Genomic DNA, 13,911 nt, shown 5'->3' on the forward strand with positions numbered 1-13,911 from the left:
GCTGTCTATGGGACGGGTTTCTGGTTAATCCGGGCCATATGCGGGGGTCGCCCTGCGAAGGTCATTTGGTAACAGGCATTATCGAGTGCAACACCAGCCACCCGTGTGGTTGTTGTTTTCCGTCGGGAATCGGGGAGGGGCACCATGGTGGGGGTACCGCTGGCTCGGAGATCGAGGCGGCGCGCGCACCGGACGCCGCGCCCCATCACCTCGGTGCTGCACTACGCCGCGCTCGGCTGGGCCAGCTGTCTGGGGGCGCACCCGCTCCGCGAGGGCGGGCGCGCCTGCTCGTGCGATCGGATCGGCTGTCCCGATCCCGGCATGCATCCGCTGTCGCCCGCCTGGCAGATGCAGGCCACGCTGGACACCGCCCAGCTCACCCGCTGGTGGGGGCAGAACCCCGAGGCGAACGTGATCCTGCCCACCGGCCGGGTATTCGACGTGTTCGACGTCCCCGCCGCCGCCGGGATCACCGCGCTGGCGGCCATGGACGCCGCCGGTTTCGCCACTGGCCCGGTCGCCGCGAACGGCGACCGGGTTCTTTTTTATGTGGCTACCCGAGGTGCGCCCGACGACGAGGACGAGTGGTGGTCCTGCCATCTCGACTACGGCCCCGAGACGATCGACTCCTCACCTGGGCTGCGCTGGCACTGCCGCGACAGCTACGTGCTCGCGCCGCCGTCGACGCTTCCCGGCGGCTCGGTGGTGACCTGGCTGCGCCCGCCGGACGGGCGTCCGCTGCCCGATCCCCTGCGCGTGCTCGACCTGATTGCCGACTAATCTCGTGGGCGTGGAATTTACCCAGCAATCCGCGAAACTGTTCGCCCGGGCCAAGGAGCTCGTGCCCGGCGGGGTGAACTCCCCGGTTCGCGCCTTCGGGGCGGTGGGCGGGACACCGAGGTTCATGGCCTCCGGGCAGGGGCCGTACCTCACGGATGTGGACGGCAACCAGTATGTGGACCTGGTCTGCTCGTGGGGGCCGATGATTCTCGGCCACCGGCATCCCGCTGTGGTGCAGGCCGTCTCCGACGCGCTCGCCCACGGCCTCTCCTACGGCACCGCCACCGAGGGCGAGGTGCTGCTCGCCGAGGAGATCGTCAACCGGATGAGCCCGGCCGTGGAGAAGGTGCGGCTGGTCAGCTCCGGCACCGAGGCCACCATGAGCGCGGTACGGCTCGCGCGCGGCTTCACCGGCCGATCGAAAATCATCAAGTTCGCCGGGTGTTACCACGGGCACGTGGACGCGCTGCTGGCTTCGGCGGGTTCCGGTGTCGTCACCTTCGGCCTGCCGGACACCCCGGGCGTGACGGGCGCGTCGGCGGCGGACACGATCGTGTTGCCGTACAACGACGTGCCGGCGGTGGAGGAGGCGTTCGCGGCCGCCGAGATCGCGTGCGTGATCACTGAGGCGTGCCCGGCGAACATGGGTGTCGTCCCGCCGCTTGACGGCTTCAACCGGCGGCTGCGCGAGCTGTGCACCGAGCATGGCGCGCTGCTCATCGTGGACGAGGTGCTGACCGGCTTCCGGGTGACCGCCTCCGGCTGGTACGGCCTCGACTCCGTGGACGCCGACCTGATGACCTTCGGCAAGGTGATGGGCGGCGGCCTCCCGGCGGCGGCCTTCGGCGGCCGGGCCGACGTGATGGCTTACCTCGCTCCGGAGGGCCCGGTCTACCAGGCGGGCACGCTGTCGGGAAACCCGCTCGCGTGCGCCGCCGGACTGGCCACGCTCATCGCCTGCGACGCCGACGTCTACGACCGGATCGACGCCTCGGCCCTGATCATCGGTCGCGCGGCCTCGGACGCGCTGGCCGCCGCGGGGGTGCCGCATCGGCTCCAGCGCGCCGGAAACCTCTTCTCCATTTTCTTCACCGATCAGCCGGTGACGGACTTCGCGTCGGCGAAGACCCAGAACACGGCGGCCTACACGGCGTTCTTCCACTCGATGTTGGATCAGGGCGTCTACCTGCCACCGTCCGCGTACGAGGCGTGGTTCCTCTCCGCCGCGCACGACGACGACGCACTGACTCGGATCGCCGAAGCCCTACCGGCCGCCGCAAGGGCAGCAGCAGTGACATTGGCCGCGCCTCCGGCACGGCGGGCTTGACCGCCCTGGGAGCCTGTGTCTTCCCTCGTCAACTCCGGCCGCTTCGCGACCTGCGTTCCTCAGTCCAGACACAGGCGCGGTCAAGCCATTCAGGTTGAGCGACTCAGCTTCTTGGAGCGGGACTGACGGGCCTGACGGGCCAGGGTCTCCAGGTAGGAGAGCTCGGCGGGGCGGGTGGTCTTCGTGAAGACGTTGTTTAGGATTCTCATGTCTTCATTTTCCAGTGCTTAACAGTTGAGCACAAGCGAGATTTTCTTAGGTGCATGGTTTAGACTAGCTACATGTTGGACTTGCACCGGTTGAAGGCTCTGCACGCGGTCGCGACCTACGGTTCGGTGGGGGCGGCGGCGGAAGCGTTGATGGTGACCCCGTCCGCCATCTCCCAGCAACTCGCCAAGTTGGAGCGGGAGACCGGCGCCGTGCTGGTCGAGCGCAACGGGCGCGGGGTCAAGCTGACCGACGCCGCCGGGCTGCTGGCCGACCACGCCGAGAAGATCCTCGCGCTGGTGGAGACCGCCGAGGCGGACTTCGAAGCATTGCGCGGCGCGGTCGTCGGCAGGCTGTCCATGGCGGCCTTCCCGACCGCCGCGCGCGGCATCATGCCGAACGCGCTCACCCTGCTCAAGGATCGGCACCCGGACCTGGACCTGCTCGTCTACGAGCGCGAGCCGGACCGCATGGTGCGCGAGGTCACCCGGGGCGAGATCGACCTGGCCGTGGTGCAGGACTGGGTCAACCGGCCGATCGCCATCCCGGACGGTCTGTCCCGGGCCGCGCTGCTCGAGGACGTGGCCGATGTCGCCGTGCCGGCCGATCACCCGCTGGCCGACCAGCGCGAGGTGGCCCTGGCCGACCTGCCCGGCGATCAGTGGATCATCTCCTCGCCGGGGACGGTCTGCCACGACTTCCTGATGTTCCTGATCCGGTCGTCGGAGAAGGAGCCCCAGGTGGTGTGCTACGCCGATGAGTATCCGTCGCAGATGGCCATGGTCGCGGCCGGGCACGGCTATGCGCTCATCCCGCGGCTGGGCCGGGGCGCGGTGCCCGATGAAGTGCGGATGGTCCCGATCCTGCCCCGGCCGATTCGCCGTGTTTACGCGCTGTGGCGGACCGACGCGGCCCGCCGTCCCGCGATCCGGGCGGCCGTGGAGGCGTTGCGCACCGCGTGTGCTCCGCTGGCGCTCGAGCCGGGCGCGGCGAGTCAGAGCACGCCGGTTTAGCGCAGTAGGCTGGCGCCACCATGACTGAGACCACCGTTGTTCATCTGCTGCGCCACGGTGAGGTGTATAACCCCGCGGGCGTCCTCTACGGCAGACTGCCGGGATATCACTTGTCGGACAACGGCCGGGCGATGGCCGATATGGTGGCGAAGTCCATCGCGGGGCGGGACATTGTGGCGGTCTGGAGTTCGCCGATGGAGCGCGCCCAGGAGACGGCCGCGCCGTCCGCGGAGGCCCTGGGCGGGCTTGCGGTCGTCCTGGACGATCGGTTGATCGAGGCGACGAACGTCTTCGAGGGCAAGCGGCTGGCGGGCGCGGTATTCAAGGATCCGCGCAACTTCTGGCACATCAGGGATCCGCGGCGGCCTTCCTGGGGGGAGGCGTATCTGGACGTGGTGGCCCGGATGAAGTCCGTCATCGACTCCGCGAAGGCGGCGGTGCGCGGGCACGAGATCCTGATGGTCAGCCACCAGATGCCGATCTGGATCATCCGGCTGGCGGCGGAGAACCGGCGGCTCTGGCATGACCCGCGGCGGCGTCAATGTTCGCTGGCCAGCCTGACGAGTTTTACCTTCGAAGACGACAGATTGGTCACGGTTGGCTATACCGAACCAGCTGCCATTCTTCTCAAGGGCAATCCCATCGCCGGTTCGTAGCCACTCCCGGCTCGGCCGCGCCTGTGTCTGGACTGAGGAACGCAGGGGAGCGAAGCGACCCGGAGTGACGAGGGAAGACACAGGCTGAAGGCGGCCGAGCCCGCCGTGCCGGAGGCGCGGCCATAGACACAGCGCCCGAGCCCCCGTGCCGGAGGCGCGGGCATGACGCAGTAGAGTGACGTTGCTCTACTGGCCGTAGTACTAGGAGATCGTTCTCCGATGCCCATCAAACCTCTCGTCTTCGTGCTTGCCATCCTTGTGCTGGCGGGCTGTGCGGGTTCGCAGAGTTCGGGGCAGCCGGAGTCCGGGGATACGCGATTTATCCCCGGTGACGGAAAAATCCAGATCTTTGAGCCGGGGGAGCGGAAGGCCGCGCCTGCGGTTGAAGGGCAGTCGCTGGATGGGTCGACTGCGGGGATGGCCAAGGGCAAAGTCGTCGTGCTGAACTTCTGGGCGTCCTGGTGTGCGCCCTGCCGGGCTGAGGGGCCGATCCTGAAAGATGTCGCCGCCCGTACCAAATCGGGGGGTGTGGAGTTCCTCGGGGTGAACTTCAAGGATCAGAAGACGGCCGCGCTCGCCTATGACCGGGCCATGGAGCCGGGGTATCCGAGCATTCACGACCAGCAGGGGCAGGTGCTGCTCGGGTTCCAGGGGACCGTGCCGCCCGCCGCGATCCCGTCCACGCTGATCATCGACAGGAACGGGAAGATCGCCGCGCGGGCTCTCGGCGCGGTCAAGTACCAGGCGTTGCTCGACGCCGTCACCAAGGTCAACAGTGAATCTCGCTGAGACGGTCGCCTCCGGCTCGCTGCTGATCGCGCTGCCGATCGCGTTGCTGGCCGGTCTCGTCTCGTTCCTCTCGCCGTGCGTGCTGCCGCTGGTGCCGGGCTATTTGTCGTACGTCACGGGCATGAGCGCCGACCCGCGCCGGCGCACGCTCGTGCTCGGCAGCGGGCTCTTCGTGCTCGGATTCGCCCTGGTCTTCGTGCTCGGCGGCGCGCTCTTCGGCGGCCTCGGCGCGGCGCTCCTCGGTAACGCCCAGGTCATCACGAAAGTCCTGGGCGCGCTCACGATCGTGCTCGGGCTCGCGTTCCTCGGCCTCATCCCCGGGTTGCAGCGCGATTTCCGCTTCCACAAGCTCCCCGCCGCCGGGCTGGCGGGCGCGCCGCTGCTCGGCGTCGTCTTCGGCCTCGGCTGGACGCCGTGCATCGGCCCCACCCTGGCCGTCGTGCTGACCCTCTCCGTCGACCAGGGCAGCGCCGCCCGTGGCGCGCTCCTGGCCTTTGGGTACGCCCTGGGCCTGGGCTTGCCGTTCATCCTCGCCGGGCTCGCCTACCGCAGGGCGTTGCACACCTTCCGGGCGGTTCGCCGCCATTCCCAACTCATCACCCGGGTCGGCGGCGCGATGCTGGTGGCCGTGGGGCTGCTGCTCGTCACCGGCCTGTGGGGTGAGCTCATCGCGGGCCTGCAGGGCTGGGTGGGCGGATTCGAGCCGGTGATCTGATGACGCTGACCGACGAAGAACAGAAGGAAGTCACCAAGCCCGTGGGTCTTGGGGTGGTCGGCTGGTTGCGCTGGGGCTGGCGCACGCTCACCTCGATGCGGACCGCGCTCATCCTGCTGTTCCTGTTCGCGCTCGCCTCGGTGCCCGGTTCGGTCTTCCCGCAACGCAACGTCGATGCCAGCCTCGTGGCGCGCTACTACGCGAACGACCCCGTCAAGGCCGAATGGCTGGACCGGTTCTGGCTGTTCGACGTGTTCCGCTCGCCCTGGTTCGCGGCCATCTACCTGCTGCTGTTCCTGTCGCTGGTCGGCTGCGTGCTGCCGCGCACGCTCGCCCACCTCAAGGAGATCCGCCGCAAACCCCCGGCCGCGCCGCGCAACCTGCTCCGCCTGCCGTACCACGACGAGTTCACGGCGGACCTCACGATCGCCGAAGCCGCGGCCACGCTCAAGAAGCGGCGCTTCCGGGTCGAAACCGGACCCGACTGGGTGGCGGCCGAGAAAGGTCACCTCCGGGAGACCGGCAACCTGGTCTTCCACGTCGCGCTGCTGGTCCTGCTGATCGCGGTGGGCGCCGGCGGGCTGTACGGCTACAAGGGCAACGTCCTGGTGGTCGAAGGCGACGGCTTCGCCAACACCGTCGCGGCCTACGACCGTTATGTCCCCGGTGCTTCCGTCTCGGCAGAGTCGCTGGAACCGTTCTCGTTCAAGCTCACCGACTTCCAGGCCACCTATATCGGGCCAGGACACGAGAAGGTGGGCCAGCCGCTCACGTTCTCCGCCACGCTGAGCGTCAAGGACGCCCCCAGCGCGGCCGAGCGGGTGGTCGACCTGCGCGTCAACGAGCCGCTGGACGTCAACGGCACGCTGACCTACCTGATCGGCCACGGCTACGCGCCCGTCTTCAAGGTGACCGACGGGCAGGGGCAGGTGGCATACGAGGGACCGGTGCCGTGCCTGACCTCCAACACCTCGACGTACGAATCCGAGTGCGTCATCAAGGTGCCGGACGCGCGGCCGCAGCAACTGGCCTTCCTGGGGCGGTTCCTGCCGTCCACGCTTCCGGTCGGGGAGGAGTGGATCTCGGTCTTCCCCGGGGCCGCGAACCCGACCGTGCAGGTCTGGCCGTTCGCGGGCGACCTCGGTCTGGACTCCGGCGAGCCGCAGTCGGTCTACGACCTGAGCGCGCACAAGAACCTCAAACCGCTGGGCACGATGACCGTGCAGCCGCGCCCGCTGGCCGTCGGCGAGGCCCTCGACCTGCCGGGCGGCGCCGGGAAGATCGAGTTCACCGGCGTCAAGGAGTGGATCTCCTTGCAGACCACGTACGACCCCGGGCGGATGCCCGCGCTGATGGCCTCCATCGCCGCCGTCCTGGGCCTGGTGTTCTCGCTGACCATCCGCCGCCGCCGGGTCTGGGTCCGGATGAAGGACGGAAGGGTCACGGTGGGAGGATTGTCTCTCACCGAGAATTTCACCGACGAGTTCGCCGAGATCGTCGCCTCGTTCAGGAGTCTCGGTTGACGCCCCCCTCCCTGAAGGGAGGGGATTCTCACGGCTCGCGCCGTGAGACTTCCTGTTTCATCGCCGACTGCCCGCCCGGAGAACTCCGTTGAGGTCTTACACCAGCTCCGCAGGCCGCGACCGCCCGTCCGGCGGCCAGAAGGTTCTTCGCCGCGTTCACGTCCCGGTCGTGGGCCGTGCCGCAGCCACACGTCCAGACACGGACGTTCAGCGGCATCTTGTCCCGCAAGGCGCCGCAGGCAGAGCACAGTTTGGAGGAGGGGAACCACCGGTCGACGGCGATCACCTCGCGCCCGTACCAGGCGGCCTTGTACTCCAGCATGCTCCGGAACTCCGACCACGCCGCATCACTGATGGCGCGGGCGAGCTTCCGGTTCTTGACCATGTTGCGCACGGTCAGGTCCTCGATCACGAGCGTTTGGTTTTCACGCACGAGTCGAGTGGTCAGCTTGTGCAGGGTGTCACGGCGGCGGTCGGTGATCCGGGCGTGGATCTTGGCGACCTCGCGCCGGGCTTTGGCCCGGTTCGCCCCGTCACCCTTGGCCTTCTTCGCCAGGCGGCGCTGGGCCTTGGCGAGGGCGGCACGGTCGCGGCGTTCATGCCTCGGGTTGGCGATCTTCTCGCCGGTCGAGAGGGTCAGGAGATGGCCCAGCCCGACGTCGATACCGACCGCCGTGTCCGTGGCCGGGAGAGGCTTGATGCCCGGGTCCTCGCACAGCAGGGAGACGAACCAGCGTCCCGCCGCGTCCCGCGACACGGTCACCGTCGAAGGGCTCGCACCCTCCGGGAGAGGGCGGGACCACACGATGGTCAGCGGCTCGCGCATCTTGGCGAGTGTGAGCTTGCCGTCCCGGAACCGGAACGCGCTGGTGGTGTACTCGGCGGACTTCCGCGACTTCTTCCGCGACTTGAAGCGCGGGTACTTGGCCCGTTTGCCGAAGAAGTGGGTGAACGCGACTTGCAGGTGCCGCAGCGCTTGCTGGAGCGGGACCGAGGAGACCTCGTTGAGGTAGGCCAGTTCCCCGCTCTTCTTCCACGCCGTCAGCATGGCCGAGGTCTGGTTGTAGTTGACCCGCTCCTGCCGGGTCCACGCCTCGGTCCGGGCGGCGAGCGCCATGTTGTAGACCTTCCGCACGCATCCGAACGTGCGCGACAGCTCGGCTGCCTGCGCGTCGGTCGGGTAGAAGCGGTACTTGAACGCCCGCTTCACGTGAGTGGTTATGGCTCACAAACTATCACACCAGCTTGTGACTATCTGTGGGTATCGCGCGGGTGCACGCCGATCCGCCCTGGCGGCGAATCGGCTTTCCCTGCCCTGCTCCGCAGGATTCCGATTCCTCCTCGGCCTGAAGGCCGGGTCTCCTCGGAGGTTCCCGATGACCGCTGACACACTGGCCACCCTGAGCGACCAGCTCATCCTGGCCGCCATCCTCCTCTACCTGGCCGCCATGGTCGGGTACGCCCTTGAGCTGGCCTTCGCCACCCGACCGGCACAGGTCAGAGAGCTCAACGTAAAAGAGCTCAACGTAAAAGAGCTCGTCGCCATCGACGGCAGCACCGTGACCGAGACCCAGGCGTTTATCACTCAGGCGAGCGAGCCGGTCGCTTGGGCGATGCGCGCCGGGCGGATCGCGGTCGGCTTGACCTGGGTCGGCTGGGCCGCCAACGTGACCGCCACGCTGACCCGGGGGCTCGCGGTCGAACGGTGGCCGTGGGGCAACATGTACGAGTTCGTGGTGGCGATGATCCTCGCCGCCGTGACCGTGTACCTGTTCATGCAACTGCGTTACCCGGTCCGGTTCCTGGGCGCGTTCGTGAGCGTGATCGCCGCGGTCGGGCTCGGGTTCAGCGTCCGGGTGCTGTACACGCAGGCGGGTCCTGTGGTTCCGGCGCTGGACTCGTACTGGGTGGCCATTCACGTGACCGCCGCCATCGCCGCCAGCGGGCTGTTCACCGTGGGCGGGGTGGCCGCCGCGCTCTACCTGTTCCGCGGCTCCCGGGGCGAGGGCCGGTCCCGGCTGCCCGCCCTCGCCGACCTGGAGCGGATCGCGCACCGGGTGATCGTGATCGGCTTCCCGATCTGGACGTTCGCTGTCATCTCCGGCGCGCTCTGGGCCGACAAGGCGTGGGGACGCTACTGGAACTGGGACCCCAAAGAGGTCTGGGCGTTCATCACCTGGGTGGCGTACGCGGCCTACCTGCACGCCCGGGCCACCGCCGGATGGAAGGGCAAGGCCGCCCTGATCGTCTCCCTGGTGGCCTTCGGCTGCCTGCTGTTCAACCTGGTCGGCGTGAACATCTTCTTCGGCGGCCTGCACTCCTACGCCGACGTGAACTAAGGGCTCACCCGGCAATAGACCCGCTGTCTACTGGCCATGTGTATCCAACTGACCTGGACATATCGCCCTGGGTCAAGCGGGTTTATTCGCAGGCGGGCCCTAATCTTCGTCCCTGAGCCGCCGCTCCAGATTCCGCAGGAACTCCGGGTCGTCGTCCGGCCCGCGCGGAGCCGGGGGCGGCTCCTCGGCCTGTTCCGGTACGGCGGGCCCCAGCGGTGGCCGCCCCGCCAGCAGCCAGAGCAAACCGCCAATGGCGGGCAGGGCCGTAATGAGCACCCACATGCCTTTCGGCAGGCCCCGAATGAATTCGGCCGGGGTCGTGATCACGTCGAAGAGGCAGTAGAGCCAGAAGGCCAGCAACGCCAGGCCGACTATCACGTTCGCCATGTCCACACGGTAAACGATGCGAGCTGGTGATCGTGTTTTCATCGCGATAGCCGTACATCATTAGGGATGACTCTCGCGAAACGGCATCGTACGGTAGTGCGGTACAAGCACCTTCCCGACACAGAGAGAGGTGCGATGGCGCAGCAGGGCGATAGAGGCCGCCACCGGCGAGGGACTCGGTGGTGGCAGCGGGGCCAGGTGGGGGCCACCTATGCGTCGCCTTACCGTGGGGTGGAGACCGCTGAACAGCGGCCTGAGATGCACCCAGAGATGCATGTTGAGCGCAGGATGGCGGTGACCGCCCCCGTGGTGGACCGGCCGCAGTACACCTGGCGCGACTTCGAGCTGGACGACCAGCCGGCCAGGGCCACGCCGCATCGGCCCGACCGGCCGGACACGAGGGATGGGAGGCGGCACTGCGGGGCGCTGGAACGTGTCATTTACCGCCAGTGGGACGGCCAGGACGGGCCACCGTCGCCGGACGCCGTACGGGCGGTGGACAGCCTGGCGCGGTTACCCGACCGGCTCAAGGATCTGCTGGCCGACGGTCTGGACGGGATCTACATCGGCCGGGGCGGGGTGCCGGATCTTGACGACATGGGGTATCTGCGGGGTGCGCCGTTGCCGTCGGGGCGGGCGACGTGGGACATCTGCGCCGGCGCGTACGGCGATCGCAAGATCGTTGTGGGGGATCGGCCATCTCCGACACCCGATGTGATGATGCACGAAGTCGGGCATGCGCTGGACGATGTGGACGCCCGTCCGGGAGAGTGGGTTTCGGACTCACCAGAGTTCGCCGCACTCTACGAGGAATGCCGACCGTTACTCGCCTCGGCCTTCCACAAACAACCAGGCACGCTCGGTCGCAAGGAGTTCTTCGCCGACGCGTTCGCGGCCATCGCGTCGCGGCAGCGTCCCGCCCTGGTGGACATGCTCGGCGGAAACACCCGGACCGCATTGAACGTCATGCTCTTCTTCAACAGGCGCTACGGAATCTAGGTGGTCTAGCAATGTTCGTGATCCGGCTCGCTGACGGGACACTGCGCGTGCCGCAGTCGTTGACCAGCGATGACGGGCGCCTGATCGGCAACGCGTACGTCGAGATCGCGCCAGGCGAGCCGGACTACGACCAATGGCTCCCCGAATCCATCACCGAGGAAGAGGAAGCCCTCCGCCGCCGCCGCTGGCAGGAGGAGAACGACGCTTTGGAACAGGAGTTCCTCGCGTACAAATCCGAACTGGAATGAACGTGGCTGTCGTTGCTGGGCGCCACGGCGTTGGCGGGGCGGGCGGAGGTTCCTCGCGTACAGATCCGAACTGAAGCAAACGTTTCGTGGCTGTCGCTGGTGAGGGCCACGGCGTTGGCCGCCGGAGGCTCCTCGCGTACAACCCGAACTGAAGCAAACGCTCCGTGGGTGTCGTTGTGGGGCCACGGCGTCGGCGGGGGCGGGCGGAGCCCGAGAGGAAACAAAGGGCTGGGTGGGTGGGAGATCCACTCTGGCATCGGCCGCAGCCCGAGGGGTGTCGGTTGAGGCCGAGCGCCAGTGGCCCAAGGGGGTGGAGGATCCACTCGCGCAAAGTAACCCGGTGACCCTGCGGCTCCGGGAGGCGCAGGATCACCAACAGCTGGTCATGTGATGCAGGGTGCTGCTCATGGTGCAGTGGTGCTCAGACTCGCGGGGAGTCGCCGTTCGGCCGGTCGGCCGTCAGGACTTCCTCTCCGCGAAGGAGGGCGTGTACTTCCGACTCGCGGAATCGCCGATGCCCTCCGGGGGTACGGATGCTGCTGATTCGCCCCGCCGCGGCCCAGCGTGTCACGGTCTTCGGGTCGACCCGGAAGAGGGCGGCAACCTCTCCAGGGGTCAGCAGTCGCTCGCTGCTACTCTCCACAATCTCTCCCCCTCGCATCCCGCGTCCTGCAGCGGGCGGACAGGTAACCAGTGTGCCGAGCGAAGCCTGATTTATCCGTGGTTTTCGGAGAAGATCACGGGTTGTTACCGGCTCAGTGCCCGATTGTTATATGATAGAGCCTCTTTGGGGCGCTCATGGGTGTTTCTTTACGAAAGCGCCGTGATGAGAACCCTAGCAGTGCTCGCGACTGATGCGAAGAGAGTCCGCGATACGTGAGAGTGACGTAACCTCGACGCTGTGCGCGCGGTTCTCGTTTACACCCTCTCCCGCCTGGGCTTGTTCGCCGTTGCCTTGGGCGTGCTCTATCTCCTCGGCCTGCGCACTTACGCGCTGCTGGCCGTGGCGTTCTTGGTCAGCGGGCTGGCCAGTTACGTTCTGCTGTCAAAGCAACGTGACGAGGTCAGCACACTGATCAGTGCGAGGCGCCGCCCACCCGAGGGCTAGGGCATCGGGAACATTCCGATGCGGGCATGGTACTCACGTCCGAGCTGTGTCGTGTCGCTTCCGACCAAAAGCCCCTTCTTTACCGGGAGAAACGCTTTCACCCCGATTCCCCGAGCCCGAGTCGGATTCCAGTCGAGTGCCTTCCCAGTCATCGGATGGATGGCGCCGATACCCTCCCGGGACACCGCGCCCTTACCTGCGGTGTCAGAGCCGAACGGGTTGTCCAACCAGCGCTGATGCCCTCCGACATAGACCGCGGCCCCGGTCACGGCCACGGAGTACAACGAGTCCCCACCCGTGTGATTCACCCAGGTAGGTCGGATCTTGTCCCCTTTCGCATAAGTCTCAAATCGGGCCGCTGTGTCGCAGAGTTTTCGGGTACGCGGAGCGGGTCCTCCAGTGGTGACAACCACGAAATATGACCCGTCGGGCGAAAGATCCAATCCTCGGACGTATGACGGGAAGGCCGCCGAGCACTCGGGCGCGTACGCGTCGGTGTGCCAGTCCGCCACGCGCCCGGTGGCCAGGTCGATTACGCCCAGTTGCGGCCGGGGGAGGCCGTCGAGCGTGGTGAACGACCCGTCCAGGACGAGCCGATCATGGCTGACCGCCATGGCAGTGATTTTCGTCTCACCGCCGCCGGGAGTGACCGTGAAGGACCGGTCCACCGCGCCGGTGTTCGCGTCCAGCCGGGCCAGGGCGGTCCTGGCCGTCCGGGCGATCTGGGTGAAGTTCCCGCCCACGTAGAGGTGCTTGCCGCGCCGTACCAGACTGGAGATCTCGGCGCCGTAGGCGGTGGCGGTGAAGGAGCGCACGGCCGAGCCGTCGGCGAGGCGCAGCCGGACCAGGCCGCGGGTGAACGAGCCGCCCGCGTAGATCGTTCCATCGGCGCCGGGGGCCAGCGTGAACACCGGCCCGTCCATCCGGGGCACGAAGCGCGGATCGATCCTGCCCGTGCTCAGGCTGAAGGCGAACAGGTTCTGGCGCGTCAGCTCAGCCCGGCTCCCGGCGTTCCTGACCGTGCTGAACTGCCCGCCCACGATCACCGTGTCGCCGACCTGGGCGAACGCGTTGACGATGCCGTCGAGCACGTGCGGGGTGCGCCCCACCGGATTCGGCGAGACCACCTGGGGCTGCTTGATCCCGGCCTGGGCTGGACCGACCGGGATCACCAGCGCCGCGGACATGAATATCGCGATCAAATTTCTGGCACGCATTCCCCAAGTCTTAGCACACGTAATGTAATCGCTAGTTCACGTTCTGCAATACTGGCAACCCCTTCGGCTTGGCCGCGCCTGTGTCTGGACAGTCAGACTTTCATAAAGGTGCTATAACACTTTTGGGGCCTTGAGCTGGGGGTTTGCCGGGCTTGGCCGCCGAACCGATCACGGCGGGCAAGGCGCACGGTGGCGTGTGTGGCAACCGTCAGCCATGGGCGTTCACCCGGCAACGGCGCGCGGCTTGATGCTTGTGGCACATTCCTGCCTGCTCCCGCTAGCCGCCTGGGTCCGGGGCCTTTCAGGCGGGTTCCGTCAAGCGCGGCTTCGCGTGTACCTTCGCCGGTGACCTTCCACCGTTCGTGGTTGTCCTGCCTGCACAGCCGTGCTTGATGGGTTCCGTCTGACCCCGGATAATCGGGCGGCGGGTGCAGGGGTACGGCGAGATCCATCGTGCTGGGATGGGATGCGGAGCGAAGCGGAGCGGGGGGTCAGTCAGTGCGGTGCGATCCAACCGGGCACGGTTGATAATCCGAGAGCGCAATCAGCGGAGACTGCGGTTGGTACTGGTTTGCTGCCGTCCTTGACGGGTTCGCTGCCTGA

General features: G+C 67.4%; 14 protein-coding genes and 1 pseudogene. 11 read left to right on the top strand and 4 right to left on the bottom strand.

Annotation, left to right across the window (positions count from 1 at the left end; all coding sequences use genetic code 11):
• The first annotated feature begins 144 nt into the window (after positions 1-144).
• From ABGB08_RS01275 to ABGB08_RS01305, 7 genes are all read left to right on the top strand, one after another.
• The gene (locus ABGB08_RS01275; protein WP_347585125.1) at positions 145-780 is read left to right on the top strand and encodes a bifunctional DNA primase/polymerase; all 636 of its coding nucleotides are present in this window, start codon (positions 145-147) and stop codon (positions 778-780) included.
• Positions 781-784: 4 nt separating this feature from the next.
• On the top strand, positions 785-2,107 hold the full coding sequence (gene hemL / locus ABGB08_RS01280) for a glutamate-1-semialdehyde 2,1-aminomutase (RefSeq protein WP_347585131.1): 1,323 nt from the start codon (positions 785-787) through the stop codon (positions 2,105-2,107).
• 281 nt (positions 2,108-2,388) lie between these two features.
• Complete coding sequence (locus ABGB08_RS01285) at positions 2,389-3,327, top strand: LysR family transcriptional regulator (protein WP_155353823.1); 939 nt, start codon at positions 2,389-2,391, stop codon at positions 3,325-3,327.
• 20 nt (positions 3,328-3,347) lie between these two features.
• Positions 3,348-3,983, top strand: a complete 636-nt coding sequence (locus ABGB08_RS01290) for a histidine phosphatase family protein (RefSeq protein WP_347585142.1) — start codon at positions 3,348-3,350, stop codon at positions 3,981-3,983.
• Between the two features lie 219 nt (positions 3,984-4,202).
• A complete protein-coding gene (locus ABGB08_RS01295; RefSeq protein ID WP_155353822.1) occupies positions 4,203-4,772 on the top strand; it encodes a TlpA disulfide reductase family protein in 570 nt (189 codons plus the stop codon).
• A complete protein-coding gene (locus tag ABGB08_RS01300) occupies positions 4,759-5,487 on the top strand; it encodes a cytochrome c biogenesis protein CcdA (RefSeq protein WP_347585151.1) in 729 nt (242 codons plus the stop codon). The genes ABGB08_RS01295 and ABGB08_RS01300 overlap by 14 nt, the downstream gene beginning before the upstream one ends.
• Complete coding sequence (locus tag ABGB08_RS01305) at positions 5,487-7,010, top strand: cytochrome c biogenesis protein ResB (RefSeq protein ID WP_347585157.1); 1,524 nt, start codon at positions 5,487-5,489, stop codon at positions 7,008-7,010. Before ABGB08_RS01300 ends, ABGB08_RS01305 begins: the two co-directional genes overlap by 1 nt.
• 27 nt (positions 7,011-7,037) lie before the next feature.
• Here the strand turns inward: ABGB08_RS01305 and ABGB08_RS01310 are convergent.
• Positions 7,038-8,232, bottom strand: a pseudogene (locus tag ABGB08_RS01310) (RNA-guided endonuclease TnpB family protein); the annotation flags it as partial.
• A 154-nt stretch (positions 8,233-8,386) separates the two neighbouring features.
• Between ABGB08_RS01310 and ccsB the strand changes: the two are divergent.
• Positions 8,387-9,349 (top strand): c-type cytochrome biogenesis protein CcsB, encoded by a 963-nt coding sequence (ccsB, locus tag ABGB08_RS01315; RefSeq protein WP_347585162.1) that lies wholly within the window; start codon positions 8,387-8,389, stop codon positions 9,347-9,349.
• Positions 9,350-9,448: 99 nt separating this feature from the next.
• Here the strand turns inward: ccsB and ABGB08_RS01320 are convergent, their stop codons facing one another.
• On the bottom strand, positions 9,449-9,736 hold the full coding sequence (locus ABGB08_RS01320; RefSeq protein WP_347585167.1) for a PLDc N-terminal domain-containing protein: 288 nt from the start codon (positions 9,734-9,736) through the stop codon (positions 9,449-9,451).
• Positions 9,737-10,024: 288 nt separating this feature from the next.
• Between ABGB08_RS01320 and ABGB08_RS01325 the strand changes: the two genes are divergently transcribed.
• Both ABGB08_RS01325 and ABGB08_RS01330 read left to right on the top strand, forming a co-directional pair.
• A complete protein-coding gene (locus ABGB08_RS01325) occupies positions 10,025-10,735 on the top strand; it encodes a hypothetical protein (protein WP_246268168.1) in 711 nt (236 codons plus the stop codon).
• An 11-nt stretch (positions 10,736-10,746) separates the two neighbouring features.
• The gene (locus ABGB08_RS01330) at positions 10,747-10,983 is read left to right on the top strand and encodes a hypothetical protein (RefSeq protein ID WP_155353817.1); all 237 of its coding nucleotides are present in this window, start codon (positions 10,747-10,749) and stop codon (positions 10,981-10,983) included.
• Between the two features lie 421 nt (positions 10,984-11,404).
• On the opposite strand, the gene ABGB08_RS01335 is transcribed toward ABGB08_RS01330, so the two are convergent.
• Positions 11,405-11,626, bottom strand: coding sequence for a BldC family transcriptional regulator (locus ABGB08_RS01335; protein WP_347585179.1), 222 nt, complete (start codon positions 11,624-11,626; stop codon positions 11,405-11,407).
• Between the two features lie 258 nt (positions 11,627-11,884).
• Here ABGB08_RS01335 and ABGB08_RS01340 point away from each other — a divergent pair, with 258 nt between their 5' ends.
• Positions 11,885-12,091, top strand: a complete 207-nt coding sequence (locus tag ABGB08_RS01340; RefSeq protein ID WP_155353811.1) for a DUF4229 domain-containing protein — start codon at positions 11,885-11,887, stop codon at positions 12,089-12,091.
• Here ABGB08_RS01340 and ABGB08_RS01345 read toward each other — a convergent pair.
• Positions 12,088-13,278 carry a hypothetical protein gene (locus ABGB08_RS01345; protein ID WP_347585189.1) on the bottom strand — a complete coding sequence of 397 codons (1,191 nt, stop codon included), beginning with the start codon at positions 13,276-13,278 and terminating at the stop codon, positions 12,088-12,090. The two genes, ABGB08_RS01340 and ABGB08_RS01345, sit on opposite strands and share 4 nt — an antisense overlap.
• Positions 13,279-13,911 lie beyond the last annotated feature (633 nt).

The sequence above is a fragment of the Acrocarpospora sp. B8E8 genome (assembly GCF_039871605.1).
Lineage (GTDB): Bacteria > Actinomycetota > Actinomycetes > Streptosporangiales > Streptosporangiaceae > Acrocarpospora > Acrocarpospora macrocephala.

What these genes read in the sequence shown, in the direction of transcription:
- ABGB08_RS01275 (WP_347585125.1), top strand. Translation starts at nt 145, where the DNA reads ATGGTGGGGGTACCGCTGGCTCGGAGATCGAGGCGGCGCGCGCACCGG.
- ABGB08_RS01285 (WP_155353823.1), top strand. Translation starts at nt 2,389, where the DNA reads ATGTTGGACTTGCACCGGTTGAAGGCTCTGCACGCGGTCGCGACCTAC.
- ABGB08_RS01290 (WP_347585142.1), top strand. Translation starts at nt 3,348, where the DNA reads ATGACTGAGACCACCGTTGTTCATCTGCTGCGCCACGGTGAGGTGTAT.
- ABGB08_RS01295 (WP_155353822.1), top strand. Translation starts at nt 4,203, where the DNA reads ATGCCCATCAAACCTCTCGTCTTCGTGCTTGCCATCCTTGTGCTGGCG.
- ABGB08_RS01305 (WP_347585157.1), top strand. Translation starts at nt 5,487, where the DNA reads ATGACGCTGACCGACGAAGAACAGAAGGAAGTCACCAAGCCCGTGGGT.
- ccsB (WP_347585162.1), top strand. Translation starts at nt 8,387, where the DNA reads ATGACCGCTGACACACTGGCCACCCTGAGCGACCAGCTCATCCTGGCC.
- ABGB08_RS01320 (WP_347585167.1), bottom strand. Translation starts at nt 9,736, where the DNA reads ATGGCGAACGTGATAGTCGGCCTGGCGTTGCTGGCCTTCTGGCTCTAC.
- ABGB08_RS01325 (WP_246268168.1), top strand. Translation starts at nt 10,025, where the DNA reads ATGGCGGTGACCGCCCCCGTGGTGGACCGGCCGCAGTACACCTGGCGC.
- ABGB08_RS01330 (WP_155353817.1), top strand. Translation starts at nt 10,747, where the DNA reads ATGTTCGTGATCCGGCTCGCTGACGGGACACTGCGCGTGCCGCAGTCG.
- ABGB08_RS01345 (WP_347585189.1), bottom strand. Translation starts at nt 13,278, where the DNA reads ATGTCCGCGGCGCTGGTGATCCCGGTCGGTCCAGCCCAGGCCGGGATC.